The organism is Thiomonas bhubaneswarensis, from assembly GCF_001418255.1.
Lineage (GTDB): Bacteria > Pseudomonadota > Gammaproteobacteria > Burkholderiales > Burkholderiaceae_C > Thiomonas > Thiomonas bhubaneswarensis.
This window is the reverse complement of record NZ_LIPV01000002.1, coordinates 77526-97256: the sequence shown is the minus strand read 5'-3', so window position 1 is coordinate 97256 and position 19731 is coordinate 77526. Positions and strand designations below refer to the sequence as shown.

Genomic DNA, 19731 nt, shown 5'->3' with positions numbered 1-19731 from the left:
GCGGTTCGAGCCATCGCGGTGTTAAGCGCAGTCTAAGCGCCGATCGGTAAAGTTAGGGTCATCTGCATTCGCGGTAAGCCTTCCATGCGCCTGCTCCTGGTTGAAGACGACATGATGATCGGCGAGAGCGTGCTCGACGCCCTGCGCGGCGAGGGCTATGCCGTGGACTGGGTGCGCGACGGCGCGCTGGCCGACACCGCGCTGCGCACCGAACGGTACGACCTGGTGCTGCTCGACCTCGGGCTGCCGAAGATGGACGGCATTGCGGTACTCAAGGCCCTGCGCGCGCGGCGCGAGACCACCCCGGTGCTCATCGCCACTGCGCGCGACGCCGTGCCCGCGCGCATCGCCGGGCTCGACGCCGGCGCCGATGACTATGTGCTCAAACCCTACGACCTCGACGAACTCTCCGCCCGCATCCGCGCCCTGCTGCGGCGCGCTGCGGGCCGCGCCGAGCCGGTGTTCGCCTATGGCCGCATCAGCTTGAACCCGGCCACGCACGAAGCCCTGCTCGACGGCGAGCCGGTGGCGCTGTCGCAGCGCGAGTGGGCCGTACTCGAAGCGCTGATCGCGCGGCCCGGCATGATTCTCTCGCGCACCCAGCTCGAGGAGAAGCTCTACAGCTGGAAGGACGAAATCTCCAGCAACGCGGTCGAGGTCTATGTGCACAGCCTGCGCAAAAAGCTCGGGCCCGACCTGATCCGCAACATTCGCGGCATGGGCTACATGATCGCCAAAGAGCCTGCCGCCGCAACGCGCCACGATGGCGGTGGCGATGGCGGCGATGGCGGCGGAGGCGGTGAATGAAATCGCTGCGCGCCCGTCTGCTGCTGTTGCTGTCGGTGGCCGTCACGGTCGCCGCGCTGGTGCAGGCGGTGGCAGTGTTCCGCAACGCCATGAACGAGGCCGACGCGGTGTTCGACTATCACCTGCAGCAGCTCGCGCTGTCGCTGGCCAGCGGTGACATGGGCCTGCCCGGCTTCGGCCCCGATGTCAGCCCTGGCAACAACGTCGATTACGTCGTGCAGGTCTGGGCGCCCGACGGCAAGCGCATCTACGTGTCGCGTCCGCGCAGCGATCTGCCCAGCCAGGCGGTGCTCGGCTACACGAATGTGATGGTGGGCAACGAGCAGTGGCGGGTCTATTCCATGCAGGCTGGGGGCCGCACCATTCAGGTCGGTCAGAGCACCGCCACACGCCAGGCGCTGGCGCTGGGCTTCGCGCTGCGCTCGATCTGGCCCATGGCGGTCATCGCCCCGCTGCTGCTGCTGGCCGTGGCCTGGGTGGTGCGGCGTTCGCTCAAACCGCTGTCCGACCTGTCGCTCGAACTGGAGAACCGCGCCGCCACCAGCTTCGACCCGCTCGATCCTCACCCCGTGGTCAGCGAGATGCGGCCCGTGGTGCGGGCGATGAACGGGCTGTTCGCCCGCACCCGGCAGGCCTTCGAGACGCAGCGCATGTTCGTGGCCGACGCCGCGCATGAACTGCGCTCGCCGCTGGCCGCACTCAAGGTGCAGGTGCAGATGCTGGGCCGCGCCCACGACGACGCCCAGCGCGGTGTGGCGCTGGCGCGGCTGGAAAGCGGCATCGACCGCGCCAGCCATCTGGTCGAGCAATTGCTGCTGCTCGCGCGCAACGAGTCCGGCGCCGAAGAGGCACTCGCACCCGTCAGTCTGCTCGATACGGCGCGCGTGGCGCTCTCCGACACCGCCGAGCTGGCGCAGACCCGAGGCGTCGACGCCGGGCTGGAAGACGCCGAGGACTGCACCGTGCTGGCCCCGGCCAGCGGCCTGCGCATCCTGGTGCGCAACCTGGTGGACAACGCCCTGCGCTACACCCCTGCCGGTGGCCGGGTCGATGTGCGAGTGCGCTGCGAAATGCAGCCTGCGGAGCGGAACGGCAGCGGCCCGCCGCATCGCATGGCCGTGCTCGAAGTGAACGACTCCGGCCCGGGCATTCCCGCCGAGGACCGCGAGCGCGTGTTCGACCGTTTCTACCGCCGCGACGGCAGCCCGGCCGGCGGCAGCGGCCTGGGGCTGGCCATCGTGCGCAGCGTGGCCGACCGCTGCGGCGCGCGCGTGGAACTGGGCACTGCCGATCTGGGCGGGCTGCAGGTACGGGTGGTGTTTCCTCCCACAGCCGAGCAAGACCGCTTCAGGCCGGGTTAAGTCCCGGCGTCCATGCTCTTTATGAACAGGGCATCACGCCCGACTTGCCGCAGTGCAGCAACTCCGCTTCAATCGGGTTGCTTCCCTCATCCCAATCAGGAGATTCGTATGACCATGCAACTCAGCCTCAAGGACAAGACCGCCATCGTCACCGGCGCCGCCAGCGGCATCGGCAAGGAAATCGCCGAGACCTATGCCAAGGCTGGCGCCAAAGTCGCCATCGCCGACCTGAACCTCGACGCCGCCAACGCGGTAGCCGAGGCCATCAACAAGGCGGGTGGACGGGCCATGGGCGTGGCCATGAACGTGACCGACGAAGCCCAGGTGAACGCTGGCTGCGAGGCCGTGGCCAAGGCCTTCGGGCCGGTGGACATCCTGGTGTCGAACGCCGGCATCCAGATCGTCAATCCCATCGAGAATTTCGCCTTCGCCGACTGGAAGAAGCTGCTCGCCATCCATCTCGACGGCGCCTTTCTCACCACCAAGGCCGTGCTGCCCGGCATGTACGCCAAGAACGGCGGCGTGGTCATCTACATGGGCTCGGTGCACTCGCACGAAGCCAGCAAGCTCAAGAGCGCCTATGTCACCGCCAAGCATGGCCTGCTCGGTCTGGCGCGGGTGCTCGCCAAGGAGGGCGGCCCCAAGGGCGTGCGCTCGCACGTCATCTGCCCCGGCTTCGTGCGCACCCCGCTGGTGGAAAAGCAGATTCCCGAGCAGGCCAAGGAACTGGGCATTTCCGAGAACGACGTGATCAAGAACGTCATGCTGAAGGACACCGTGGACGGCGAGTTCACCACCACGGCCGACATCGCCAATCTCGCGCTCTTCCTCGCCGCCTTCCCCACCGCGGCGCTCACCGGCCAGTCCATCATCGCCAGCCACGGCTGGTGCATGAACTGAGAGATCATGGCAACCGCAGCAGCGCGCAGCGCCCCCGCGCAACGCGGGCGCAAACCCGCGGGCAACGTCCCCTCGTGCCGATCCGACGCGGTGCTGGAACAAGTACGGCAGTACGACCGAATCGCCCTGGTGCTGCAGGGCGGCGGCGCGCTCGGTGCCTATCAATGCGGCGTGGTGCAGGCGCTGGAAGACTGCGGCGTGCATCCGCACTGGGTGGCCGGCATTTCCATCGGCTCCATCAACGCGGCGCTGATCGCGGGCAATGCTCCGGGCGAGCGCACCGCAGCGCTGCGAACCTTCTGGGAGACCGTGACGCAGCAGCCGCTGCTGCCCGCCCTGCCCTGGGATCATGTCGCCATGCTGGGCTGGATTCCCGAACCGCTGCAACCCCAGATTGCGGCGATCCAGGGCCTGCGCGCCATGTTCGAAGGCCAGCGCGGCTTCTTTCTGCCTCGCTGGCCTGGAACTGGGGGCCAGCCCAGCTATTACGACACTGCCCCACTGCGCGAAACCCTCAAGCGGCTGGTCGATTTCGACCGCCTCAACAGCGGCGAAACCCGCATCAGCGTCGGCGCGGTGAACGTGCGCACGGGCAATCAGGTCGTGTTCGACAGTGCCGACATGCGCCTGGGCCCCGAGCACATCATGGCCTCGGGCGCGCTGCCCCCGGGCTTTCCGGCGGTGGAGATCGACGGCGAGTTCTACTGGGATGGCGGTCTGGTGTCGAACACCCCGTTGTCGCAAGTGCTCGGCGGTCACCCCAGCCATCACACCCTGGTGTTCCAGGTCGATCTCTGGAGCGCTTCGGGAGAACTGCCCAGAACCTTGCTCGACGTCTCGGAGCGGCAAAAAGACATTCAATACTCCAGCCGAACCCGCACCATCACCACCACGCTGCAGCGCGCGCAACAGCAGCGCCATGTCCTGCGCGACTTGCTGGCGCGAATTCCAGCCAAGGTGCGCCAGACCGACGCGCTGTGCCAGCAAGTCGAGAAGATGGCGCAGGACAAGCGCTACAACGTCATCCACCTTATCTACCGCGACAAACCCTTCGACGGTCAGGGCAAGGACTACGACTTTGGCCGCGCCGAAATGCGCGCCCACTGGCAAAGCGGTCTGGACGACATGCACCGCACCCTCGACCACCCGGACTGGTTCGCCCTGCCCAGCGCCAAGGAGGGCTTCATCACCCACGACGTGCATACGCAGGCGTGAAACCGCAGTCGGGGTAGAACCGCGCCGACGGTTTTCGCAGACCGTCGGCGCTCAGGGTGTGACCATGGTCACACCGCGCAGATCGCAGGCCATGACGGCCTGACGCAGCGCGGCGATGGCCTCGTGCCGGGTGAAGCTCTTGCGCCACACCAGCACCACGCGGCGCGTGGGCGGTGGGTCGGCGAACGGCACGTAGCAGACGTGATCAAGGCTGGGGTCGGCGGCATGCGGCACGTCCTGTCGCGGCACCGACAGCTTGGGCACCACCGTGATGCCCATGCCCGAGGCCACCATCTGCTTGATGGTCTCCAGCGACGAACCCTCGAAGCTCTTGCGTATGCCTTCCGAACTGGGCGAGAAGCGGGCGAACTCGGGACAGACTTCGAGCACATGGTCGCGAAAGCAGTGGCCCGTGCCGAGCAGCAGCATGGTCTCGTCCTTGATCTCCTCGGCGCTGAGTTCGCTGCAACGGGCCATGGCGTGCTCGCGCGGCACCGCCACGACGAAGGGCTCGTCGTAGAGCGGCGACACCGCCAGCCCCTGATCGGGAAAGGGCTCGGCCAGAATCGCCGCGTCGAGCTCGCCGGTGCGCAGCATTTCGAGCAGCCGGGTGGTGAAGTTCTCCTGCAGCAGCAGCGGCATCTGCGGCGTGCGCTCGATGACGTTGCGCACCAGTTCGGGCAGCAGGTAAGGCGCCACCGTGTAGATCACGCCGAGCCGCAGCGGCCCGGCCAGCGGGTCCTTGCCGCGTTTGGCGATTTCCTTGATCGCGGCAGCCTGTTCGATGACGCGCTGCGCCTGCTCGATGATGGCTTCACCGATGGGGGTGACGCTGACCTCGTTGCCGCCGCGCTCGAACAGGCGCACGTCCAGTTCGTCTTCGAGCTTCTTGATGGCTACCGACAAGGTGGGCTGGCTGACGAAGCAGGCCTCGGCGGCCCGGCCGAAATGTCGCTCGCGGGCGACGGCGACGATATAGCGTAATTCTGTCAGAGTCATAGAAAGAATTAAAACAGAAACGCCGACAGATTGTGTTAATCAATGCATCCAGACTGTGGCTGCTGGGCGTCTCGGTCAAGCACTCAACCAGTCGAAACCCTCGCCGAGCCAGAGCGCCACATGCTGTCGGGCGGCATCGGGCGCGTTCTGCAGCAGGCGCTGCGCGGTGTCTCGGGCGGCTTCGAGCAGGTCGGCGTCTTGCGCCAGATCGGCGTAGCGCAGCCCCGGCACGCCCGACTGCCGCAGACCCAGCAGCTCGCCCGGCCCGCGCAGCTCCAGGTCCTTCTGCGCCAGAGCGAAGCCATCACTCAGTTCGCGCATCGCCGCCAGCCGCTCGCGCGCCGTGGGCGACAGCGGCGGCGTGAACAGCAGCACGCAATCGGACTGCGCCGCCCCTCGCCCCACCCGCCCGCGCAGCTGATGCAGTTGCGACAGGCCGAAGCGCTCGGCATGCTCGATCACCATGAGGCTGGCATTGGGCACGTCCACCCCGACTTCGATCACCGTGGTGGCCACCAGCAGGCCGATGTCTCCGGCGCTGAACGCCTGCATGGCGGCGCGCTTCTCGGCGGCCTTCATGCGGCCATGCAGCAGACCGACGCGCAAGGGCGGTTGTTGCGCCGCACGCGGCAAGGCGGCCAGCGCGGCGCTGAGTTCGGCATGCGTGGCCACCGCGTTTTGCAGATCGAGGGTTTCGCTCTCTTCCACCAACGGACACACCCAATAGGCCTGCCGCCCCTGCGCGATCAGCGCGCCGATGCGAGCGATGAGGTCGTCGCGCCGCTCGGCGCTGAGCACGGTGGTGCGCACCGGCGTGCGACCGGGCGGCAGGGTGTCAATGGTGGACACGTCCAGATCGCCGAACAGCGCCATCGCCAGGGTGCGCGGAATGGGCGTGGCGCTCATCATCAGCAGATGCGGCTGCAGCCCGGTGTCCTGCGTGCCGGCGCGCAGACTGTCGCGCAGGGCCAGACGCTGCGCCACGCCGAAGCGATGCTGTTCGTCGACGATGGCCAGGCCGAGCCGCGCAAAGCGCACCTGCGCCTGAATGACGGCATGAGTGCCGAGCACGAGCTGCGCCTGTCCGCTGGCCACCCGCTGCAACGCCGCCTCGCGCTCCTTTTTGCTCTGGCTGCCCGACAGCCAGGCCACGCCCACGCCCAGCGGCTCCAGCCAGTCGGCCAGCTTGCGCGCGTGCTGCGCAGCGAGAATTTCCGTGGGCGCCATGATCGCGCACTGCCAGCCCGCCGCGATGGCCTGCGCAGCGGCAAGCGCCGCCACCACCGTCTTGCCGCTGCCCACATCGCCCTGCAACAGCCGGTGCATCGGTGCCGTCTGCGTCAGGTCGGCGGCAATCTCGGCCACGCAGCGCTCCTGCGCCGGCGTGAGGACGAACGGCAGCGCGGCACGAAGACGCTGCGGCAGCGCTTCATCGCCACCAGACCCTGACAACGCGGGCGCCTTCCAGCGCAGCCGCTGCACCCGGGCCTGCTGCTGCGCGAGCTGCTGCGCCAGAAGCTCGTCGAACTTGAGCCGACGCTGCGCCGGATGTTCCCCGGCCTCCAGGCTCGCCCATGCGGACGGCGGCGGCGCGTGCAGCGTCCGCAGGCTTGCCACCAGATCGGGCAGATGGTGGCGCGCACGCTCCTCCTGGGGCACGTTGTCGCGCGCATCCAGACGCGCGAGCGCCCCTGTCACCGCCTTGCGCAAATAGCTCTGCGGCAAGCCTGCGGTGGTGGGATAGACCGGCGTGAGCGTGGTCGGCAGAGGATCGTGCGCATCCACCGTCTTCCAGCTCGGATGCACCATCTCCCAGCCGAACAGGCCCTGTCTGACCTGACCATGAACCCGCAGCCGAACGCCCGGCTGCAGACTCTTGATCTGATTGGGGTAGAAGTGAAACAGCCGCAGGGTCAGGGTTTGCTGCGGCGAGTCGGCGTCGCGCAGGCGCACCAGGAGCTGACGACGGGGCGAGCGCCCCTGCACCTGCGCCTCGGTCACGACAGCATCGACCGTGACGTCCGCGCCGTCGCGCAGTGCGTGCAACGGTGTGAGCCGGGTTTCGTCCTCATACCGCAGCGGCAGATGCAGTGCGATGTCCCAATCGCTGCGCAGGCCGAGCCGGTGCAAGGGCGAGCTCTTGCCGCTGCCACCTGGGGACGACTGCGAGGAAGGCTTGCGCGCGGCGCTCATGCACGCATTCTAGAAATGCCGTCTGGCCAGCTGATTGCCGCACACCGAGAGCATGCCGCGCGCGCGGACTGGCCTTGCAAAAAATCCCCACAAGATGGCAGGTCATCGAGATTCTGGATATAGTTGTTACATATTTTCATACGTTGCCCATGCCCGCCGTCGCCTCCACTCTGCGCACAGCCTGGTTCTCCATGCTGATGCTGCTGCTTGGCCTGATGCCGTTCATTCACGGTCATCTGGGCCAGCCGGTGCAAAGCGGATGGCACATCCACGCGCTCTCGGCCGTGGAGGAAGTGCAGTCCAGCGCGCAGTTCGACGGTCTGGCGTGTCTGTCCAGCCAACACGACAGCGCCGCCAAGCCGCACGGTTTCGCCCTGCACGCGCCCGAGCCCAGCGATGTCGAACCGGGCACGGTCATCGCCTCGACACGCCTGTCGCAACTCCGCGCGGCGGCCATCGCCGCCGAAACGCCTGCGCTGCCCGCCACGCTGGCCGCAACAACAGCGCTGCCCGCTGCGCAACCCGCCCGCCTGGCTTGGCTGCCCGCCTCGCGTCAGGCGCTGCCGGGTGCCCGGCACGGCCTGCCGCCCCCAGGGCAGGCGCCTCCCCTCCATCGGGTCTGAAGTTCGCCTGCGGCTTCCCACCGCAGCGCTTTTGCCGCGCAACGCGACACAGCCGGGCCAGGCCCGAGCGTCGTGCCGCGATTCGACAGTCTCTGATGGAGCCCGGCCCAGCCGGGGAAACACATGTCCCCAATCCGATTTTCACGCACGCCGCTGGCGCGCGTTCTGTCCGCCAGTGTGATTAGCCTGGCCTTCGTTTGCGCGCCGATCTCGGCGCAGGCCGCGGAAAGCGGCGTCATCGCCATGTCGCTCGACCAGCAGACCGCGCTGGGCGTGCGCCTGGCCCCGGTGCAGCCGATGGCGGCCGCGCAGATCGAACTGCCGGCCCGCGTGGCCGTGCCGCCGTCGCAGCAGGCCATGGTTTCGGCGCCTGCGGCTGGTCTGGTCACACGTCTGATGGTCAATCCGGGTGATCAGGTCAAGAAAGGCCAGCCGCTGCTTGAGCTGAGCAGCCCACAAATCGCGCAATTGCAGCGCGAGCGCAGCGAGGCCGCCAGCCGCCATGACCTGGCCCAGCGCCAGTTGCAACGCGACACCGTGCTCGTGAACGAGGGCATCGCACCCGCTGCCCGACTGGAAGCGGCGCGGGCGAACAGCCGTGAAGCCCAGGCCATGCTGGCCGAGCGCGATCTGGCACTCAAGCTCGCCGCCGGTGGTACTGCGCTCAACGGTGTGGCGGTGCTGCGCGCCCCGATCGCCGGCACCATAACCGAAGCCACCGCGCTGCCCGGGCAGCGCGTGGACATGGCCGCGCCGCTGTTCCGCATCGCCCAGCAAGGCCAGCTCTGGCTGGAAATCGACGCCAGCCCGCAACAGGCCGCGATGCTGCAGCCGGGTGCGACGGTGACAGTGCCCGCGCAACAGGCGCAGGGCGTGGTACAGGCCAAGGCCACGGCGCTGAACGCCGGGCAGAGCGTGCTGATCCGCGTACGCATCACCCAGCCCGGCAGTCTTCAGGCCGGGGGCGTGGTGCAGGCCCGGCTGAATTTGCCCGCGCAGGCGGGGGTGTGGCGCCTACCGCCCGCAGCCGTCACCCAGATCGGCGGACGTGATGCCGTGCTGGTGATGGTGAAAGAGGGCTTTCGCATCGTTCCCGTCACCGTGGCAGGCCGCCTGAATGATGCCGTGATGGTGCGCGGCGGGCTGAAGGCGGGCGACAAGGTGGCGGCCACCGGCGTGGTGGCGATCAAGGCCGCGGCTGGCGAGGTGGCGCCATGAATTTGATCGCCCTCACCCGCATCGCCCTGCGTCAGCGCCTGCTGACCCTCGGTGTCATGCTGGCCTTGGTGATCGGCGGCATCGTCGCCTGGCGCGCGCTGCCCATTGACGCCTTTCCCGACGTGTCGTCGCCGCAGGTCAAGATCATCATGAAAGCGCCGGGCATGACCCCGGAAGAGGTTGAAACCCGGGTGGTGCTGCCCATCGAGCAGGAAGTGCTGGGCATCGCCAACAAGCGCATCGTGCGCTCGGTGTCGAAGTACGGCATCGCCGACATCACGGTGGACTTCCTCGAAGGCACCGATGTGTACTGGGCGCGGCAGCAGGTCGGCGAGGCGTTGGCCAATGTGCGCGGCGACCTCCCGGCCTCGGCGCAGGGAGGGCTGGCGCCCATCACCACACCGCTGTCGGATCTGTACATGTTCACCATCGAGGGCCCGGCCAGCCTGGAAGAGAAGCGCAGCACGCTGCAATGGCTGATCCGCCCGGTGCTGCGCACCGTGCCCGGCGTGGCCGATGTCAACATGCTCGGCGGCGACGTGCGCGCCTTCGCCGTGCAACCCGATCCGGCGAAGCTGTCGGCCTGGGGCTTGTCGCTCAACCAGTTGCGCACCGCGCTGCAGGTCAACAACAGCAATGACGGCGCGGGCCGCCTCGACGAAGGCGAGGAAACCCGCATCGTGCGGGTGCAGGGCGCTTTCGCCAATGCCGACGACATCCGCAACACCGTCATCGCCAATGTGCGCGGCACGCCGGTGCGCATCGGCGACGTGGCGCAGGTGAGCGTGGACAGCAGCACGCGCTACGGCATCGTCACCGCCGACGGCAAGGGCGAGGCGGTCGAGGGCATCGTGCTCGGCCTGCGCGGTGCCAATGCGCAGCAGGTGATCCACGGCGTGAAGGAACGCCTGACCGAACTGGAGCCACGGCTGCCGCAAGGCATGACCCTGCGCGTGTTCTACGACCGCAGCCAACTGGTCGAGCGCGCCGTGGGCACGGTGACCGAGGCGCTGGCCGAGGCCGTCGTGCTGGTGGTGGTCATGCTGCTTCTGTTCCTCGGCAACTGGCGTGCAGCGCTGGTCGTAGCCATCACCCTGCCGCTGTCGGCGCTGGCCACCTTCATCCTGATGCGCTGGTTCGGTCTCAGCGCCAACCTGATGAGCCTGGGCGGCCTGGCCATCGCCCTGGGCATGCTGGTCGACGCCGCGGTGGTGGTGGTGGAAAACCTGGTCAGCCATATGGCGCACGACCCGGATGCCGAACCGCACACGCCGCATCCGCCGCAGACGGGCGGCGACGATCGCATCACCCGCATCTTGCGCGGCGTGGGCGAGGTGGCCGGGCCGGTGCTGTCGGGCGTGGCCATCATCGCCATCGTGTTTCTGCCGCTGCTCACCCTCGAAGGGCTGGAAGGCAAGCTGTTCCGCCCGGTGGCGCTGACCATCGTGTTCGCGCTCGGCGCCTCGCTGCTGATCGCGCTGACCATCGTGCCGGTGATGGCGTCGCTGCTGCTCAAGACCGCCTCGCATACCGACCCCTGGCTGGTGCGCAAGTTGTCTGCGGGCTACCGCCATGTACTGAACTGGAGCTTCGCGCACACCCGCATCGTGGTGGCGGTGTCGGTGGTTTCGTTGCTGTTCGCCGGCTGGGCCTATACCCGCGTGGGCAAGACCTTCATGCCCACGCTCGACGAGGGCGATGTGATCGTGCAGTTGCAGAAGCTGCCTTCGGTCAGCCTGGGGGCCACCGCCGCGCTCGACCTTCGGGTGCAGCAGGCGCTGCTCAAGGATGTTCCTGAAATCCGCTCCATCATCGCCCGCAGCGGCTCCGACGACCTCGGCCTCGACCCGATGGGCCTGAACGAAACCGACACCTTCCTGGTGCTCAAGCCCATGTCGGAATGGCGCGCCGGCGGCAAGGATGCCGTCATCGAAGCGATGCGCAAGGTGCTGGAGCGCTTTCCCGGCGTGGATTTCGGCTTCACCCAGCCGATCGAGATGCGCGTCTCGGAAATGCTCACCGGCGCGCGTGGCGATCTGGTGGTGAAGATTTTCGGCCCCGACATCGCCCAGCTCGGCACGCTGTCACAGCAGGTGGCCGAAACGCTCAAGGCCGTTCCCGGCGCCGAGGAGGTGCTGGCGGCGCGCCCCGAAGGCGTGCAATACCTCACCGTGCAGGTCGACCGCCTGGCCGCAGGTCGCGCCGGGTTCGACGTGGACAGCCTGCAGCAGGATCTGCGTGCGCTGATCGAAGGCCAGCCGCAGGGCATGGTGCTCGAAGGCGTGCGCCGCACCCCGCTGCTGCTGCGCGGCGGTGCCGATCTGCGCAGCAATCCCCAGGCGTTCGCGCATGTGATGATCACCGCGCCGGACGGCACGGCCTATCCCTTGTCGCAGCTCGCCACGCTCACGCCCACGCAAGGCCCGGTGCTGGTGGCGCATGAGGACGGCAGCCGCTTCGCCGCGGTGCAGGCCAACGTCAGCGGACGCGATCTGGTCAGCTATGTCGCCGAGGCCAAGCAGGCCGTAGCCAGCAAGGTCAAGCTGCCCGAAGGCGTGCGACTGCAATGGGGCGGCCAGTTCGAGAACCAGCAGCGCGCTGCGGCGCGGCTGGGCCTGGTGGTGCCGGTGGCTCTGGTGCTGATCTTCGTGCTGTTGATGACCACCTTCGGTTCGTTCCGGCAATCGGTGCTGGTGTTTGCCAACATTCCCTTCGCCCTTGTGGGTGGGGTGGTCGCGCTGTGGGCCAGCGGGCAGTACCTGTCGGTACCGGCCTCGGTCGGCTTCATCGCACTGCTGGGCATTGCCGTGCTCAACGGCGTGGTGCTGGTCAGCCACTTCAACGAGTTGTTGCAGCGCGGCCTGCCTCTCGCGCAGGCGGTGCGCGACGGCGCCATGCGGCGGCTGCGACCGGTGATGATGACCGCCACCATCACCGCGCTGAGCCTCATCCCGCTGCTGTCGGCCACCGGGCCGGGCTCGGAAATCCAGAAACCGCTGGCCGTGGTCGTGGTCGGCGGGCTGGTGAGCTCGACCACCCTGACCCTGGTTCTGCTTCCCCTGATGTTTGCCCGCTTCGGTCTGCCGCGCGCTGCGCGCAAGGCCGATGCGGCCATTGCCAAGACGGAGAACGTCTGATGAACACCCCTATTCCTTCCCGAACCCTGCTGGCCTGCGCCCTGGCGCTCGCGCTCGCGCTGCCGGCTAGCCCCGCCTGGTGCGCGCAGTCCAAGGCTGCCGCCCAGACGCCGACGGCCACCCTGGCCGAGACCGCCCTGCCCGCGCTGGACAGCCTGCCCCGGCCCAGCCTGCCGCAGACGGTCGCGATCGAACGCACCCTGGCCGAAACCCCCGCGCTGCAGGAAGCGCAGGCCATGCAGCAGGCCGCGGCGCATAACGGCGCGGTGCTGCGCGCAGGAACCAACGAGTTCACCGCCCAGGCGCAAGTGCAGCAGCGCCGCATCGAAACCCAGCCTGACGCCGGGCGCTACACCGAATGGCAGTTGCTCATCAACCGCCAGTTGCGCCTGCCCGCGCAGGCACTGGCCGACGCCCGCATGGCCGAGGCGCTGCAGGTCTCGGCCGAGGCGGGTCGCGCGGCGGCGCGTCAACAGCTTCTCGGCGGTCTGCTCACGGCCTGGTTTGCCGCCGAGCGGGCTCAGGCCGAAGCGACTCTGGCGCAGCAGGATCTCGCCCTGATCGACGCCCAGGTCAAGGCGCTGCAACGTCGCCAGGCGCTTGGAGACGCCAGCGTGCTCGACGTCGAGCAGATGCAGGCCGAGCAGGCGCGCGCCCATGCCACGCTGCTGCTGGCGCAGGGACTGGCCGCGAGCAGCCGCGCGGCCTTACTGGCACGGTATCCGCAGCTGGCCCAAGGTGACACGCTGCTGCAACAGCCGCCGGGTGATGCCCTCGCGCTTCCGGCGATGAGCGCCGATCAGCTCGGCGCTCAGGCAGCGCAGGCCAGCGCCCTCTTGATGGCACAGCGAGCCGCGCTGCAACGCGCTCAAGCCACGGCCGAGCAAGCCAAGGCCGCACGCACGCCCCAGCCCACCGTGGGCGCCTACGTCGGCTCGGATCGTGGTGGCAGCGAGCGCATCGTGGGCCTGCAGTTCGCCATGCCCTTCGGCGGCCCCGCACGGGTCTCGCAGGAGCGTGCCGCGCTCGCCGAGGTCGATGCAGCGCAATGGCGCCTGCGCGATCTGCAGGCGCAGACCCAGGCGGAGTTTGCGCAGCTCTACGCCAGCGCACAGGCGCAGGCCGCGGCAGCGAATGCCGCGGCACAGGCCGCACAGACGCAGATCCAGGCCAGCGCCCGGATGCTGCGCGCTTACCAGTTGGGCGAGGCCGGGCTGTCTGACTGGCTGCTGGCGCGGCGCAGCGCGCTGGACGCCACGCGCATGCTGCTGCAATCACGCTTCGACGCTGCGGTCTCCGCCGCGCAACTCAAGCTACAGACCGGGCTGCTCTACGCGCCGTAGCGCGGTGATCGGTGCGGGAAACATCCGCTGCGACATAGGGAGGGCTGGTGTGACCCGTGGCAGTCCGCCCCCCTCCCAGCCTCCCCCATTGCTGGGGAGGAGTACGTGTTTGCTCCCTCCCCAGGCGTGGGGGTGAAGGCGGAACAAGTAAAGCCGACTGCTTGGCTTTGCCCCGCCGGAACGGGGCTGGCCTGCAGGCCAGCCCTTGGGAGGGTCGGGGTGGGGATTTTTCTCAATCTTCTCAATACACCGGCCAGTCGCGCATGGAGAACAGGCGCTGGTGTTCGCGTATCGCGTAGCGGTCGGTCATGCCGGCGAGGTAGTCGGCGATGGCGCGTGGTTGGCGCGCGGCATCCTCGCGCTGGTAGGGGCGCGGCAGCAGGCGGGGGTCGGCGTGGTAAGCCTCGAACAGCTCGGTCAACAGGCGCTGCGCTTTGGTGGTGTTGCGAAGCACGTCGGGGTGACGGTAGAGCCGGTGCAGCAGCAGTTGCTGCAATTGCTGCAATTGCTCCTGTACGGGCGCGCTGAACGCCGCCAGCGGCGGGGCGGCGCGCACGGCGTCGGGCGAGTCCACGCCTGCCTGGGCAATGCGACGGCTGGTTTCGCCCACCAGATCTTTGATGAGCGCCGAGATCATGCGGCGGATGGTCTCGGCCACGCGACGCCTGCCCTGCACCGCGGGATAGGCGCGCTGCACCGCGTCGAGGTGCCCGGCGAAGAACGGCACGGTCTGCAGTTCCTCCAGGTCGATGAGACCGGCGCGCAAACCGTCGTCGATGTCGTGGTTGTTGTAGGCGATGGCGTCGGCCAGATTGGTGATCTGCGCCTCGAGGCTGGGCTGGCCGCCGTGCAGAAAACGCGCACCGACCTCGCCGAGCTGCTGGGCGTTGCGTCGCGAGCAATGCTTGAGCACGCCTTCGCGGGTCTCGAAGCTCAGGTTCAGGCCGTTGAATGCGGCGTAGCGTTCTTCCAGCGTGGTCACCACCCGCAGCGATTGCAGGTTGTGCTCGAAACCGCCTCCCTGCGGCGCATGGCGGCGCATGCACTCGCCCAGCGCGTCCTGGCCGGCATGGCCGAAAGGCGTGTGCCCCAGATCGTGCGCCAGCGCGAGCGCTTCAGTCAGGTCTTCGTTCAGGCGCAGCGCGCGGGCGATGGAGCGGGCGATCTGCGCCACTTCGAGGCTGTGCGTCAGCCGGGTGCGGAACAGGTCGCCCTCGTGGTTAAGAAAGACCTGGGTCTTGTATTCGAGGCGGCGAAACGCGGTGCTGTGAATGATGCGGTCGCGGTCGCGCTGGTAGCCGGTGCGGTCGGACGGTGGCGGTTCGACATGCTCGCGCCCGCGCGAGGTGGCGTCGCTGCAGGCGTAGAGCGCCAGCCCTGGCGCCGCCTGCACTTCACCGGCCGGACCGGTCATGCGGAAAGCGCATCCTGGGTCGTAACCGGCTGCAGATGCGCGGCGATGCTGGCCTGCGCCTCGGCCATCGGTGCAGCGCGCAGCACCGGCCGCCCAAGCCCCTGCAGCAGCACGAAGCGCACCTCGCCGCCCTCGGTCTTCTTGTCCACCTGCATCAGCTCGGCCCAGCGCGCCGCGCCCAGGTCGGGGGCGCGCACGGGCAGACCGGCACGGGCGATCAGCCGCGCCAGACGCTCGGCATCAGCGCGAGGCAGCAGCCCCAGACGCACCGACAGGTCGGCCGCCAGCACCATGCCGGCCCCCACCGCCTCACCATGCAGCCAATGGCCGTAGCCCATGCCGGCCTCGATGGCGTGGCCGAAGGTGTGACCGAAGTTGAGTATGGCGCGCATCCCGGTCTCGGTTTCGTCCTGCGCCACCACATGCGCCTTGATGCGGCAGCAACGCGCCACGGCCTCGGCCATCGCGGCGTCATCCTGCGCCATGAGCGCATCGATGTGCGCCTCCAGCCAGTCGAGAAAATCCACATCGGCAATCGCCGCGTGCTTGATCACTTCGGCCAGCCCGGCCGACAACTCGCGGGGCGGCAAGGTGTGCAGGGTGGACAGGTCGGCCACCACCAGCCGCGGCTGGTAGAACGCCCCGATCATGTTCTTGCCCAAGGGATGGTTGATCGCGGTCTTTCCCCCCACCGAGGAGTCCACCTGCGCCAGCAGCGTGGTCGGCACCTGCACGAAGGGCACGCCGCGCATATAGCTCGCTGCGGCAAAGCCCGTCATATCACCGATGACCCCGCCGCCCAGCGCAAACAGCGTGGTCTTGCGGTCGCATTGCTGGCGCAGCAGGTCGGTGAAGATCTGATCGAGCGTCTCCCAAGTCTTGTATTGCTCGCCGTCGGGCAAGCTGCAGCGCAGCACCCGGGCGAAATGCGGCCGCAGGCTTTGCTCCAGACGCGCGGCATAAAGCGGGGCCACCGTGGTGTTGGTGACGATGAACGCCGTCCCTTTGGGAGCTGCCACCGCGGCGAAGGTGTCGGGTGCGTCGAGCAGTCCGGCGGCAATGCGAATGTCGTAGGCGCGACGTTCCAGGTCGATGCGGACGGTGGTCATCGGAAATCCTCGAAGGGCCCGGTTGGAGCAATGACGGCATTGTAGAAAGCCGCCGCAGCTCGTGGTGCCTGCAGGTCAGCCCGGTGCGCCAGAGGACGGCAGAACCCCAGCGAGTTCGAGCTGCATCTGCACCATATTCGCCAGCAGCGCGGGCGAAGGCCGACCGGTTTCGATGACGAAGTGCGCGGTCTCGCGGTAAAGCGGATCGCGCACGCGATACAGCTCGTGCAACTTGGCCCGCATGTCACCCTGCTGCAGCAGCGGGCGGGATCGATCATGCCGCAGCCGATGCGCCAGATCGTCCGGGCTGGCACGCAGGTAAACCACCGTGCCCCGTTCATGCAGCGCCTTGCGGTTTTCGGGGCGCAGCACCGCGCCGCCCCCGGTGGCAAGAACCACGCCCTCTCGCTGCGTCAGCGCATCAATGGCTCCTGCCTCGATGTCGCGAAACCCCGCCTCCCCCAGCCGAGAAAAAAGGGCTGCAATGGTGCAGCCCTGCTCGCGCTCGATCTCATGGTCGCTGTCGATGAACCGCAGGCCTGCACGCTGCGCCAGCGTGCGGCCAACCGTCGTTTTGCCGGCGCCCATGAGGCCGATGAGATAAACATTAACTGGCTTAGTATTCAATAGACATCGAAATTAAGGAACGTAGGTAAACGATGCCTGAGTTGAATAAGGCGCCGCAACCGCTGTAGCTACAGAAATCGGCGGCGTGACGCTGCCACTTGGCACCAAACAGCCAGTTACTTGGATTGAGACAGCCGAGGTGACACTTGCCTGCAAAATGATCGAAGCATTGCCGGAACCATCCGTTGTTGATGCGCATCCAGGATTAGGTTGATTTTGGGTGTTAAGGCACTGGTATGTGCCAGAACCCGTAACCCCGACAGCAAAAAGAACCAACTCATTGGGCACGCCATCGCCATACTTATCCTTGAGGTGATAGGTCACTGTAACAGGAGTATTTGATGGGACTTGAGTTCCATTCGGGCTTAGCGAAATACTGCTTTGCAAAGGCAAACTGGCACCGAGCAACGGAGTGCCCGCACTGCCACTTCCACCGCCACATGAAGCGAGAATGCCCGCGCAAGCAATAGCCATCACCAAAAGCAGAGACTGCCTACGAATCACCTTCATAATCACCTCAATATATTATTTGTTACTGGGACAGATCTGCGTTTGTCACAATTTTTGGCGTCAAAAACACCATCAATTCATTTTTGTTGTACATCTTGCTGTTATTTTTGAACAGATTACCCAGGACCGGGATATCACCCAGCAGCGGAACTTTGTCGGTCTGGTTTTGCTCCTGCGAGGTATAAATACCGCCCAATACCACGGTTCCACCATTCTCGACCTGCACTTGCGTAGTAACGGTATTCGTGTTGATCGAAGGCACTCCTGCCGTGGAAGCGCCAGGGCTGTCTTTGTGGATTTCAACTGTCATGATCACATTGCCATCAGGCGTGATCTGCGGGGTCACGTCCAGACTGAGCACGGCCTTCTTGAACGTCACTGCCGTAGCGCCGCTGGAGGTCGCCTGCTGGTAGGGGATTTCAGTGCCCTGCTCGATGGTGGCCTTGCTCAAGTCGGCCGTGATGACGCGGGGCGAGGAAATGATCTTGCCCTTGCCATCGGCTTCCATCGCGGACAGTTCAAGATTGATGAAGCGGTTGGCAGCGGCGTTGAACAGGCTGATACCGAGTGAACTCGGTGTAGCACCAGCCAACAGGCTGCCCGCCAGACCGAAGGCAGGCAGGTTGACAAACTGCGAATCCGCCAGCGTCGCTGCAGAGGAACCTGGTTGATTGGTCTGGTTTGCGACCCCGAGGTAATCACCGGTCACTGCTATTCGGTTGTTGCCTGAGCCATAGCCAGGTACCCCTCCCTGAATTCCCCGCGCGTCAAGAAAGCCCAGCTTCACGCCCAGGCTGCGCCCGAACTGATCACTGGCCTCGACAATACGGGCTTCGATCATGACCTGGCGCACCGGCTTGTCGATCTTGGCGATGAGCTTGGCCACCTCTTCGAGTTTGGAGGGGATGTCAGTGACGAAAATCTGGTTGGTGCGCGGATCGGCCAGCACGGTACCGCGCGGCGACAGGATGCGCGAGGTGGGCGCGGCGGTGCTGGCGAGGCCCGGCAGCGCGATGGGGGCAGGCGCAGCGGCGGCACCCTGCTGCACACCGCCCGCGGCGCCAGTCAGCATGGACACCACGGTGGCTGCCTTGACGTAGTTGAGCTGGAAGGTCTCGGCGCGCACGGGCTCGAGTTCACGCAGCGATTTCTTGGCCTCGAGATCGGCCTTTTCCCGGGCGAGAATTTCTTCGCGGGGGGCGATCCACAGCACATTGCCTTCCTTGCGCTCACCCAGCCCTTTGGCGCGCAGAATCACCTGCAGCGCCTGATCCCAGGGCACGTCCTTCAGACGCAGCGTGAGGTTGCCCGTGACGGAGTCGCTCACCACGACGTTGAGATGGGTGAAGTCGGCAAACACCTGCAACAGCGAGCGCACGTCGATGTTCTGGAAATTGAGCGACAGTTTTTCGCCGTGGAAGCCCGGGCCATTGCCTTGCACCAGCGCGTCGGGGTTGGGCTGGGTGCGGCGCAGTTCGATGACGAACTGGTCGTCGGCCTGATAGGCACTTTGTTCGTAGTCGCCATTGGGCTGGATGACCATGCGCACGTTGTCGCCCATCTGGAACGTCGTGATGGAGGTGACGGGCGTGGCGAAGTCGGTCACGTCGAGTCGGCGGCGCAGGTCTGCGGGCAGCGAGGTCTTGAGGAAATCGACGACGATGTTCTGACCCTGCTGGTGGATGTCCACGCCGACCTGATTGTTCGGCAGCGCGACGACCACGCGGCCCGCGCCGTCGGTGCCACGCTTGAAGTTGAGGGCCCGCAAGGCGACCTGCTGGGTGTTGAGGTTGTCGGCGAAGTGCACCGTCTTGGCCTGGGACGCGCCCGTGGCCGCCGATGTGGCTGCGGCTTGCTCGTGGGTGGTGTTCAGGAGCACCAGCAGGCGATTGCCTTGCACTTGCGTCTTGTAGGTTGCCGACTCGCGCAGGTTGAGCACGACGCGAGTGCGCCCCTGCGCCTGCACGACGTTGGCGGAACGCAGATTGCCTTGCTCGAAGTTGACGGTCTGGCGATCGAGGCCCGAGTCCACACCCGGGAAATCGAGCACGATGCGGGCCGGTTGATCAATGACGAAGCCATTGGGCGCTGCGGCCAGGGGTTCGGCGAGCTGGATCTGCACCACCGTTTCGGTCCCCATGCGGCTTGCGCTGACGTTCTGAATGGCGTTGTTCGCCGCCAGTGCCGGCGCCGACCAAGCACCCAACACGGCCGAAATGGCCAGCAGTGCGGCCCCCAAATGCCGTCGGATCTGCGCCCCCAGTGCCAGGCTACG

At 67.0% G+C, this 19731-nt stretch carries 15 protein-coding genes; 8 read left to right on the top strand and 7 right to left on the bottom strand.

Annotation, left to right across the window (positions count from 1 at the left end; genetic code table 11):
* Window positions 1-84: 84 nt before the first annotated feature.
* The 4 genes from ASC45_RS02970 (at window position 85) to ASC45_RS02955 (ending at window position 4283) form a co-directional block, all read left to right on the top strand.
* Complete coding sequence (locus tag ASC45_RS02970; protein WP_055449554.1) at window positions 85-807, top strand: response regulator; 723 nt, start codon at window positions 85-87, stop codon at window positions 805-807.
* Window positions 804-2168, top strand: a complete 1365-nt coding sequence (locus ASC45_RS02965; RefSeq protein WP_055449553.1) for an ATP-binding protein — start codon at window positions 804-806, stop codon at window positions 2166-2168. The genes ASC45_RS02970 and ASC45_RS02965 overlap by 4 nt, the downstream gene beginning before the upstream one ends.
* Before the next feature lie 108 nt (window positions 2169-2276).
* Window positions 2277-3068, top strand: a complete 792-nt coding sequence (locus ASC45_RS02960; protein WP_055449552.1) for a 3-hydroxybutyrate dehydrogenase — start codon at window positions 2277-2279, stop codon at window positions 3066-3068.
* A gap of 6 nt (window positions 3069-3074) precedes the next feature.
* Window positions 3075-4283 (top strand): patatin-like phospholipase family protein, encoded by a 1209-nt coding sequence (locus tag ASC45_RS02955; RefSeq protein WP_082454212.1) that lies wholly within the window; start codon window positions 3075-3077, stop codon window positions 4281-4283.
* Between the two features lie 51 nt (window positions 4284-4334).
* On the opposite strand, the gene ASC45_RS02950 is transcribed toward ASC45_RS02955, so the two are convergent.
* Both ASC45_RS02950 and recG read right to left on the bottom strand, forming a co-directional pair.
* Entirely contained in the window at window positions 4335-5282 is a 948-nt protein-coding gene (locus tag ASC45_RS02950; RefSeq protein WP_055449551.1) for a LysR substrate-binding domain-containing protein, read from the bottom strand.
* 75 nt (window positions 5283-5357) lie between these two features.
* Window positions 5358-7475 (bottom strand): ATP-dependent DNA helicase RecG, encoded by a 2118-nt coding sequence (gene recG / locus ASC45_RS02945; protein ID WP_055449550.1) that lies wholly within the window; start codon window positions 7473-7475, stop codon window positions 5358-5360.
* Window positions 7476-7624: 149 nt separating this feature from the next.
* Here recG and ASC45_RS02940 point away from each other — a divergent pair, with 149 nt between their 5' ends.
* From ASC45_RS02940 to ASC45_RS02925, 4 genes are all read left to right on the top strand, one after another.
* Window positions 7625-8098 carry a hypothetical protein gene (locus ASC45_RS02940; protein WP_055449549.1) on the top strand — a complete coding sequence of 158 codons (474 nt, stop codon included), beginning with the start codon at window positions 7625-7627 and terminating at the stop codon, window positions 8096-8098.
* 123 nt (window positions 8099-8221) lie between these two features.
* The gene (locus ASC45_RS02935) at window positions 8222-9316 is read left to right on the top strand and encodes an efflux RND transporter periplasmic adaptor subunit (RefSeq protein WP_055449548.1); all 1095 of its coding nucleotides are present in this window, start codon (window positions 8222-8224) and stop codon (window positions 9314-9316) included.
* Window positions 9313-12453 carry an efflux RND transporter permease subunit gene (locus ASC45_RS02930; RefSeq protein WP_055449547.1) on the top strand — a complete coding sequence of 1047 codons (3141 nt, stop codon included), beginning with the start codon at window positions 9313-9315 and terminating at the stop codon, window positions 12451-12453. Before ASC45_RS02935 ends, ASC45_RS02930 begins: the two co-directional genes overlap by 4 nt.
* Window positions 12453-13796, top strand: a complete 1344-nt coding sequence (locus tag ASC45_RS02925; protein ID WP_055449546.1) for a TolC family protein — start codon at window positions 12453-12455, stop codon at window positions 13794-13796. Before ASC45_RS02930 ends, ASC45_RS02925 begins: the two co-directional genes overlap by 1 nt.
* A gap of 241 nt (window positions 13797-14037) precedes the next feature.
* On the opposite strand, the gene ASC45_RS02920 is transcribed toward ASC45_RS02925, so the two are convergent.
* The 5 genes from ASC45_RS02920 to ASC45_RS02905 form a co-directional block, all read right to left on the bottom strand.
* On the bottom strand, window positions 14038-15210 hold the full coding sequence (locus tag ASC45_RS02920; protein WP_055449545.1) for a deoxyguanosinetriphosphate triphosphohydrolase: 1173 nt from the start codon (window positions 15208-15210) through the stop codon (window positions 14038-14040).
* The gene (aroB, locus tag ASC45_RS02915) at window positions 15207-16319 is read right to left on the bottom strand and encodes a 3-dehydroquinate synthase (protein ID WP_055449544.1); all 1113 of its coding nucleotides are present in this window, start codon (window positions 16317-16319) and stop codon (window positions 15207-15209) included. Before aroB ends, ASC45_RS02920 begins: the two co-directional genes overlap by 4 nt.
* A 75-nt stretch (window positions 16320-16394) precedes the next feature.
* Window positions 16395-16946 carry a shikimate kinase gene (locus ASC45_RS02910; RefSeq protein ID WP_281173288.1) on the bottom strand — a complete coding sequence of 184 codons (552 nt, stop codon included), beginning with the start codon at window positions 16944-16946 and terminating at the stop codon, window positions 16395-16397.
* A gap of 12 nt (window positions 16947-16958) precedes the next feature.
* Window positions 16959-17456 carry a hypothetical protein gene (locus ASC45_RS15675; protein WP_141655712.1) on the bottom strand — a complete coding sequence of 166 codons (498 nt, stop codon included), beginning with the start codon at window positions 17454-17456 and terminating at the stop codon, window positions 16959-16961.
* Between the two features lie 22 nt (window positions 17457-17478).
* Window positions 17479-19596: a type IV pilus secretin PilQ gene (locus ASC45_RS02905; RefSeq protein ID WP_245609932.1), complete on the bottom strand. Its 2118-nt coding sequence runs from the start codon at window positions 19594-19596 to the stop codon at window positions 17479-17481.
* Between the last annotated feature and the right edge of the window lie 135 nt (window positions 19597-19731).

Bases quoted from the DNA above. Each gene is read 5' to 3' on its own strand.
- ASC45_RS02970 (WP_055449554.1), top strand. From the start codon at position 85: ATGCGCCTGCTCCTGGTTGAAGACGACATGATGATCGGCGAGAGCGTG.
- ASC45_RS02965 (WP_055449553.1), top strand. From the start codon at position 804: ATGAAATCGCTGCGCGCCCGTCTGCTGCTGTTGCTGTCGGTGGCCGTC.
- ASC45_RS02960 (WP_055449552.1), top strand. From the start codon at position 2,277: ATGACCATGCAACTCAGCCTCAAGGACAAGACCGCCATCGTCACCGGC.
- ASC45_RS02955 (WP_082454212.1), top strand. From the start codon at position 3,075: ATGGCAACCGCAGCAGCGCGCAGCGCCCCCGCGCAACGCGGGCGCAAA.
- ASC45_RS02950 (WP_055449551.1), bottom strand. From the start codon at position 5,282: ATGACTCTGACAGAATTACGCTATATCGTCGCCGTCGCCCGCGAGCGA.
- recG (WP_055449550.1), bottom strand. From the start codon at position 7,475: ATGAGCGCCGCGCGCAAGCCTTCCTCGCAGTCGTCCCCAGGTGGCAGC.
- ASC45_RS02940 (WP_055449549.1), top strand. From the start codon at position 7,625: ATGCCCGCCGTCGCCTCCACTCTGCGCACAGCCTGGTTCTCCATGCTG.
- ASC45_RS02935 (WP_055449548.1), top strand. From the start codon at position 8,222: ATGTCCCCAATCCGATTTTCACGCACGCCGCTGGCGCGCGTTCTGTCC.
- ASC45_RS02930 (WP_055449547.1), top strand. From the start codon at position 9,313: ATGAATTTGATCGCCCTCACCCGCATCGCCCTGCGTCAGCGCCTGCTG.
- ASC45_RS02925 (WP_055449546.1), top strand. From the start codon at position 12,453: ATGAACACCCCTATTCCTTCCCGAACCCTGCTGGCCTGCGCCCTGGCG.
- ASC45_RS02920 (WP_055449545.1), bottom strand. From the start codon at position 15,210: ATGACCGGTCCGGCCGGTGAAGTGCAGGCGGCGCCAGGGCTGGCGCTC.
- aroB (WP_055449544.1), bottom strand. From the start codon at position 16,319: ATGACCACCGTCCGCATCGACCTGGAACGTCGCGCCTACGACATTCGC.
- ASC45_RS15675 (WP_141655712.1), bottom strand. From the start codon at position 17,456: ATGAAGGTGATTCGTAGGCAGTCTCTGCTTTTGGTGATGGCTATTGCT.
- ASC45_RS02905 (WP_245609932.1), bottom strand. From the start codon at position 19,596: ATGGGGACCGAAACGGTGGTGCAGATCCAGCTCGCCGAACCCCTGGCC.